The organism is Oscillibacter sp. CU971, assembly GCF_905219725.1.
In the GTDB taxonomy this organism is placed as follows: domain Bacteria; phylum Bacillota; class Clostridia; order Oscillospirales; family Oscillospiraceae; genus Oscillibacter.
This window is the reverse complement of the sequence record NZ_CAJMXG010000250.1, coordinates 1-3,892: the sequence shown is the minus strand read 5'-3', so window position 1 is coordinate 3,892 and position 3,892 is coordinate 1. Positions and strand designations below refer to the sequence as shown.

Here is a 3,892-nt window from a genome sequence, read left to right as displayed (position 1 = left end):
CATGAAATGCGGGGCCACATGACCAACATCAAGGCGTTGGCCGGTCGGGGCGAGTACGCCAGTTTGGAAGACTATATTGCCCGGATGGACGAAAGTATCAACGACTTTGAGTTGACGCTTCAAACGGGCAACCCGGTTACGGATGTGATTGTCAACGATATTCGACGGCAAAGTCTTGACCTGGGCATCCGCTTCCAAGTGGAGTTCCATTACCCCGATCCGGGGGCCTATGATGCCTTTGATGTGGGTATCATCCTTCAAAATCTTCTGCAAAACGCGGTGGAGGCTTGTGAGAAGGTGGGCGAGGGTGAACGGTTTATTGTACTGACTGGAAAGAGAAAAGGACGTTTCTTTCTGATAGAGGTCAAAAACTCTTTTGCGGGTGAGGTGGTATTCGGGCAGGACGGCTTGCCTGTCACAACGAAACAGGAGGATGCCCCCATGCACGGGATCGGCCTTGCCAACGTGCGCCGGGAGGCGGAAAAGTATATGGGAGAATTGGAGCTGAAAGCAGTTCAGCAGGAATTTTCCGCAGCAGTTCTATTACAGGAAAGGAGTAGTTTATGAGCAGTATTATTCAGCCCAGCTATGGGCCAAAGGCATACGGTGTTCCCACAAAGGCTCGTGGAACAAAGCAGACCGAAACAAAGGGCAGTAGCTTCCTTGATTTAGCGGCGCGGGCCAGTCGGGACAAATCCGATGTGTTGGATATTAGCGGCAAAGTACAAGATGTTACCGATTCACAAGCGCAGGCAGTTTCTGATAATGAAGCCTTAGAGAAATTCAAAAAAGATATTTGGTCTGAAATAGATTCTATGTCTTGGGGATCAAGTATTTCTGTTCAGATAACGGATGATGCTTTTGAGAAAATGATGGTAGATAAAGAGTTCAAAAACAAAATGATGAACTTGATTCGAGAAGATGCCTGTGGTTCTAATGCAATGTGCGGAGGGACAATAATACGCATTGATGGTAACGGTTATAGTGGCTATTCCTACATGGATAATCATGCGGCTTTTGGACGGGCGGCGGTTGAAACACATTCTAAAGGGAAATCTGCTTTTTACTCAAAGAAAATTGACAAAAAACGTCAGGATGAAAGGCTGTTGCAACGCAAAAGAGATATGGCACGTACAGCAAAGGCAGCAGCAGACCGGCATGATGCCAGAGTGCGTATCGCCAAGGCAGATAAGTCCTTTTCCAGTATAGCTGACCTATTAAAAACGAGGATAGCGTCAACTCCCTCCGCTACACTGGAAACGTTTTTACCAGCAGGGACAGATATGCCTTTCTTCGATTTATGATGTAACAGGAAAGGGTGAGTAAATTGAGCAATACAATTCAGCCAAGTTACGGGACGCGAACATACAGCTCTCCTACAAAGGCCCGTGAAGCAAGGCAGACCGGGACGCAGGGTAGCAGCTTCATGGATATGGCGGCACGGGCCGGTGAAAAGAAAAATGATGTATTTGAGGTCAACGGAACAGAGGCCACCCAGCAGAAAGCGGAGCTATCGAAAGCAGAGGAAATGCAGCTCTTTAAGAAAGAGTTTTATGAGGACTTGTCGAAAATAATCTGCAATCCAACAGTAAGTAATGCGGCTGTCAATATATCGGACGCAGCATTTCAAGCGATGAAAGATGATCCGGAATATAGGGCGCAGGTTCTTTCTCTGCTGCAAAGGGATTTGGGGGCCTCCTATGCTCCGCGGAATTGTTCTGTCTTAATTACAGTTGGAACTTCGCTTGACCAATACAGGGCTGATTCCTGGCCCGTTGGAAACGATTCGGAATTTCATACGCGCTCAAAGGGCAGTTTTTGGGAGCAACGCATGGAACGCCACAAAAAATATATGGAACTTGCCGAGGAAGCCGCAGCGAAACGGCGGTTGATGATGAAACTCCGTATGAACGGCGGTTCCGTCAGCGCCGCAGAACTTTTGATGGGTCTGCTTTAAGGGAGGAAATAGTGTGAGCAATACGATTCAACCGAGTTATGGGACACAGACATACAGCACCCCTGCAAAGTCCCGCGAGGTAAAGCAGACGGGGACGCGGGGCAGCAGCTTCATGAATATGGCGGCGCAGGCCAGCAGAAGCAGGGCCGGCACGTTCACCACCGGTCTGGGCGGTCTGGCAGGCATGGCGGCGATGCCCACCAGCCTGATGATGGATTTGGCGGTTCGCTCCGGCGGACAGGTGCAGGCCGGAGGAAGGACGGCGGTGGAGGCCCCCTCTCTGGAAACCATGCTGAAAGCGAAATATCCCAATATCCACTACCACGTCTTTGACGCCAGCAGCGGTTATTGGCGCACCCGGAACGACTACCCCCACTACCTTCTGTACCAGGACGGGGACAAGGCAAAGGAAACTTTGGAGAATTGGCAGCCCACCGGGGCCAATCCCTTCTACGGCTCCATTGACGGCAGGTTTACCGCTCCCAAGGAGATTCACGCCCTGGGCAACGTCCCGCCTGGGAGCAAGGCTGTGGTCATTCATCCCAAGGTGCAGGAGCGCATGGAACAAGACCCGGCCTACGCCCAGGAGATTTTTGCAAAGATTGACACATGGTTTGCTTTTGACGTAGCGCGGAACGAGGCCATTATGCCCGGATGCACAGCCGGTATGTCCCAGGCCGTTGCCATCGGAGAGGACGGCAATATCTGTAATGCCTGTTCCAGCAGTCCCGGCAGGATCACCTACTCCAAGAGCGGTTCTGCCGATGAAGAAAGCTGGTGGGATTTTCGTATGGCCCGCCACGCCGAGTTTATGAAGCTGGCGGTGGAAAAGCAGATTCAGCGGCACATTCAGGCTTCCGAGCTGGCTGCGTCCGCTGCGGCAAAGTCCCAGCTTGCCGCCATGCTGACGGGCGGGAACCTTCGGGAGATTTTCGGCAGCGAGATTGCCGGTATTCCCACTGAAACCGTTCTGACAATCACACAGTCCCAGGTTTGGGGCGGCGGAATGATGTTATGATTGCTTTCTAATGAACGGANGCCTTAGTTTTGCCGTTTTTCTGTCGATAAATATAGCAAACACATGAAAGGAACGTTCTCTATGGATGTTACATTGAATCCTCTTACTCGTCAGATTTCCGCACTCTATACGGCCCGATTTGCCGAGCCGGAGGAAAAGAAATCCGAAGTTGTTGTTCCTTCCAGCAGCGATCAAGTAACTATTTCACAGAGTAACTATTTCACAGGAGGGAATAGAAACTGCATCCAGCAAAGTTGAAACTCTGGCTGATAAGGTAGCGACCAAACTCGGCACCATGACAAAAGCGGATTTCATGGAACAGCTCAAACAGTGGCAAAGCGAAAATCAAACTCCGTTGGAAGTTGACCCCTACTATTCTGTCGATCCTGATGGCTCTATTGCCACCAAGACTTATTTTGAATCTTACCTGGGGCAGCTCCAAGAAACGGAGCATACCATCAAAGACTATTATTCCGATGCCTACAATGAAGCAGTCTCCGCTCCCATCAACAGCTTGGCATTTATTTCTGGAAAATACCTCTGCGACTGGTCGAATTATTTTGATCCCAGTATGCCAGCCAAGGAACGCCAGTGGACACATCATCAACTTCGGGCTATGTTGACAGATACCCATGTGGCTCTGAACGACCCCTATGCTTTAGCCGCTTCTGGCGGGCCAAAGACCGTAGAACAGATGGATAAAATTGCGCGGCAGGCCGTAAAGGATAAGTTGGATTCTCTTATCAAGGAGTGTCAGGCATCAACAGTGAATTAACAATCCCAAAAGGCGGAAGGACAAGGCTCGGCTAGGCCTTGTCCTTCCGCTATTCTTAAGGAAGCACTGATTAAAGCCGGTAAAAGCCAGGCAAACAGACGAAGGTAAAGGAAACGTCCGATAAAGGACCATATTGGGGGGT

General features: G+C 50.3%; 6 protein-coding genes. All 6 read left to right on the top strand.

The window, feature by feature from the left end:
- The coding region (locus tag JX325_RS13480) for an ATP-binding protein (RefSeq protein ID WP_204791618.1) at positions 1 to 567 on the top strand (567 nt) is incomplete at its 5' end.
- Positions 564 to 1,304: a hypothetical protein gene (locus tag JX325_RS13475; protein ID WP_204791617.1), complete on the top strand. Its 741-nt coding sequence runs from the start codon at positions 564 to 566 to the stop codon at positions 1,302 to 1,304. The genes JX325_RS13480 and JX325_RS13475, both read left to right, overlap by 4 nt.
- A gap of 122 nt (positions 1,305 to 1,426) precedes the next feature.
- On the top strand, positions 1,427 to 1,957 hold the full coding sequence (locus JX325_RS13470) for a hypothetical protein (protein WP_204791616.1): 531 nt from the start codon (positions 1,427 to 1,429) through the stop codon (positions 1,955 to 1,957).
- 13 nt (positions 1,958 to 1,970) lie between these two features.
- Positions 1,971 to 2,975, top strand: coding sequence for a hypothetical protein (locus JX325_RS13465; RefSeq protein WP_204791615.1), 1,005 nt, complete (start codon positions 1,971 to 1,973; stop codon positions 2,973 to 2,975).
- 81 nt (positions 2,976 to 3,056) lie between these two features.
- Positions 3,057 to 3,233 carry a hypothetical protein gene (locus JX325_RS13460; RefSeq protein WP_204791614.1) on the top strand — a complete coding sequence of 59 codons (177 nt, stop codon included), beginning with the start codon at positions 3,057 to 3,059 and terminating at the stop codon, positions 3,231 to 3,233.
- Positions 3,234 to 3,288: 55 nt separating this feature from the next.
- Positions 3,289 to 3,750, top strand: a complete 462-nt coding sequence (locus JX325_RS13455; protein ID WP_204791613.1) for a hypothetical protein — start codon at positions 3,289 to 3,291, stop codon at positions 3,748 to 3,750.
- The last annotated feature ends 142 nt before the right edge of the window (positions 3,751 to 3,892 follow it).